This is a genomic window from Blautia faecis (genome assembly GCF_027662325.1).
Lineage (GTDB): Bacteria > Bacillota > Clostridia > Lachnospirales > Lachnospiraceae > Blautia_A > Blautia_A faecis.
Window position 1 is genome coordinate 77,051 of sequence record NZ_JAQDKY010000014.1, and the last position, 2,476, is coordinate 79,526.

Annotated in this window: 5 protein-coding genes; 3 read left to right on the forward strand and 2 right to left on the reverse strand. The window is 35.2% G+C overall.

All coding sequences use genetic code 11. The annotated features are described in order from the left end of the window. The coding region (locus PGQ38_RS08895; RefSeq protein ID WP_270431360.1) for a hypothetical protein at positions 1–379 on the reverse strand (379 nt) is incomplete at its 3' end. A 218-nt stretch (positions 380–597) separates the two neighbouring features. Here PGQ38_RS08895 and PGQ38_RS08900 point away from each other — a divergent pair. Next, complete coding sequence (locus tag PGQ38_RS08900) at positions 598–780, forward strand: helix-turn-helix domain-containing protein (protein WP_270413925.1); 183 nt, start codon at positions 598–600, stop codon at positions 778–780. Between the two features lie 125 nt (positions 781–905). Here the strand turns inward: PGQ38_RS08900 and PGQ38_RS08905 are convergent, their stop codons facing one another. Then, the gene (locus PGQ38_RS08905) at positions 906–1,241 is read right to left on the reverse strand and encodes a helix-turn-helix domain-containing protein (protein ID WP_204453954.1); all 336 of its coding nucleotides are present in this window, start codon (positions 1,239–1,241) and stop codon (positions 906–908) included. A 306-nt stretch (positions 1,242–1,547) separates the two neighbouring features. On the opposite strand from PGQ38_RS08905, the gene PGQ38_RS08910 reads away from it, so the two are divergent. Together PGQ38_RS08910 and PGQ38_RS19495 are read left to right on the forward strand one after the other, a co-directional pair. Further along, a complete protein-coding gene (locus tag PGQ38_RS08910; protein ID WP_204453953.1) occupies positions 1,548–1,796 on the forward strand; it encodes a hypothetical protein in 249 nt (82 codons plus the stop codon). Positions 1,797–1,857: 61 nt separating this feature from the next. Next, positions 1,858–2,382 carry a DnaJ domain-containing protein gene (locus tag PGQ38_RS19495; RefSeq protein ID WP_204453951.1) on the forward strand — a complete coding sequence of 175 codons (525 nt, stop codon included), beginning with the start codon at positions 1,858–1,860 and terminating at the stop codon, positions 2,380–2,382. Positions 2,383–2,476: the final 94 nt, after the last annotated feature.

Below are 2,476 nucleotides of genomic sequence, written 5' to 3' on the forward strand. Positions count from 1 at the left end.
GGCTGCATAAATCATGTATGGCAGTATCAAGAATATCTGGAAGTTGAGAAAGCTGTTCTTTGGCAATAATATGTGTGCGTGGTTGCGATGTTTGCCCGGTAAGAATTCGTGGATTAATGGTGAATTTGATCTTATATTCGTGATAGTCCCTGTCTGGAATCATGCAATCTATAAATTCTATACGATTGAAGCCGAGAGGGTGCAATGTTCGGGTCGTATATTTTTCACATTTTTTGTGTTTGTGTTTTGTAAAGATGCAATTTCGATTTTGAACTAGGTATTGAAAAAGTCCGTAGTATGTTTGGAAACTACATCTATATCTATATGTAAGTGTATGAATAGAAAGAATTTCGATTTTTGTAGTGTTTGTGTCTGGCATTTTTATGTCTCCTTTGCTCCTTTTTTATCGCATATTCGAATTTGCGACGATATATTCCCAGTGCGTTGTACTGCAATGGGAGAATTTTGTGGCACATAAAATAGAGTTTTTGTTACCCTTATATATACCGCATTACACTATTGTTATACAAAAATAGTTTTTAATATATAGCTGACGACAAACAGTCAGATAAGAATATTTTGGAAGGAGATTGTGCTATGTTTGAAGCAATACCAGAGATATTGACATTGAAACAGGGACAGGAGGTTTTGCATATTGGAAGAACTACAATCTTGAATATGATAAAACAGAAAGAGCTAAAGGCTTTTAAGGTTCGGGGAAGATGGCGAATACGTAAGAAAGACTTGGAAATGTATTTGTCACAGGTAGATAAAGAGTGAATGGATTTACGATAGGGCATCTGGATTGAACTAGATGCCCTATTGAAGTTTGAACTAAACAAATTGTTGATAAGAAGATTGGATTAGTAATATTTCTAGGATTTGGCGTATTTGCGGTGTGTACCTTAAAGCTTATCAGCGACCAGAGTCAAGGCTTTCATTATATTAACAAATTTACGATACTGGACGTCGCCTTTGGACTTCACTTCAGAGACAAGCGCCGTTATTTCGGAATCTGTTTCGGAGATTTCATCAAGCAGTAGATAATCAATACTGATATTCAAAACTGAACAAATGGAGACTAGCGTCTCCAGAGACATAGCTCTGGTTCCTCTTTCGATGTGACCGAGAAAGGCTGTGGAGATTCCTGTTAATTCTGCCAGTTGCTCCTGGGAGTAGGAATGGGCAATGCGTGATTGTCGTATCTTATGTCCAATCTCGGTATAATCAATTGATTTCATGGAAAATCCTCCTTTTAACAAAGATTATGCCCTTAAAAGATAAAAATACGAACGAACTAATAGAATTAAATATTGACTAATAGAATTATATGGAATATAATAAAAGAAAAATAAAGCAGGTGATAATATGGCGGTCCTAATATATATAATTGGCTTTATTATTTTTGTATTAATTCCATTACCAATTCAGATTTTGCTACTTTTGGTTGATGTAAGTTTTGGAGGAATTGGACCGGCGACAATTTTAATGGTGGTAGGAGTCGTGCTTGGAAGAATGAGTCGTGAATAAAAAAGGAGGAATCAGATATGGGATTATTCGACAAGCTTATTAAGGACATGACAGGAGGCAACAATGGAAACAGCAATTCGTACAGCAACTATAATAGCGGTTCTGTAAATATGCGACCAAAATCTATGTATCAGTGTAGATATTGCGGTATGCGCTATCAGACAAATGATACAAGATTTCTTCCACATGGCGGAACTGGTTGTAGAGCTCGTGGCATGGGAAATAACTATAAACCATTGGATCATGTATGGGAAAAAATAGGCTAGATGAAAGGGGACAGGATATGTTATATTCTGTCCCTTTATCATAGGGAGAACTACGAAAATAATGGATTATTATGAAATTCTCGAAATAAACAAAGGTGCATCAGAAGATGTAATAAAAGCTGCATATAAAGCATTGGCTAAAAAATATCATCCAGATAATAATAAAATGAATAGTGAACTTTGCGAAGAAAAATTAAAACAGCTGAATGAAGCTTATGAAGTTCTTTCTGATTCAGAAAAAAGAAAAAGATATGATGAAAGTATAAAGTATTCAGCAACGCAAGAAGAGAAGCCATATACTGCTGCTCAAAATGAGAATCCTGTGCCTGAACCTCCCAAGAAAAAGAGTTTTTGGAGAAGTATGGGAGAAGGTTTTTTATCTTATCTGGAAAAACAAAATCAAGAAATGGAGAATGCATATTATAGAGGATTAGAGCTTAGTGAAAATGCTTTAATACAGGAATTTAAATGTGCTAAAGGTGCTAAACGTTTTGGATATGCAAGGGCTATGGAACAGAAAGGATTGTTGGAAAAGGATAAAGATGATAAGTATGTGCCAACGAGCAAATTTTATTACTATAGATGACACGCACAATAAAAAATTGTATTGATGTAATATTTCTATGAAGGAGGAAACCAATTACATAACAAATAGTAACCTGTTATACGGAGCTGAAACG

Excerpts from the sequence above, each read along its gene's own strand:
- PGQ38_RS08900 (WP_270413925.1), top strand. The coding sequence starts at position 598 with ATGTTTGAAGCAATACCAGAGATATTGACATTGAAACAGGGACAGGAG.
- PGQ38_RS08905 (WP_204453954.1), bottom strand. The coding sequence starts at position 1,241 with ATGAAATCAATTGATTATACCGAGATTGGACATAAGATACGACAATCA.
- PGQ38_RS19495 (WP_204453951.1), top strand. The coding sequence starts at position 1,858 with ATGGATTATTATGAAATTCTCGAAATAAACAAAGGTGCATCAGAAGAT.
- PGQ38_RS08910 (WP_204453953.1), top strand. The coding sequence starts at position 1,548 with ATGGGATTATTCGACAAGCTTATTAAGGACATGACAGGAGGCAACAAT.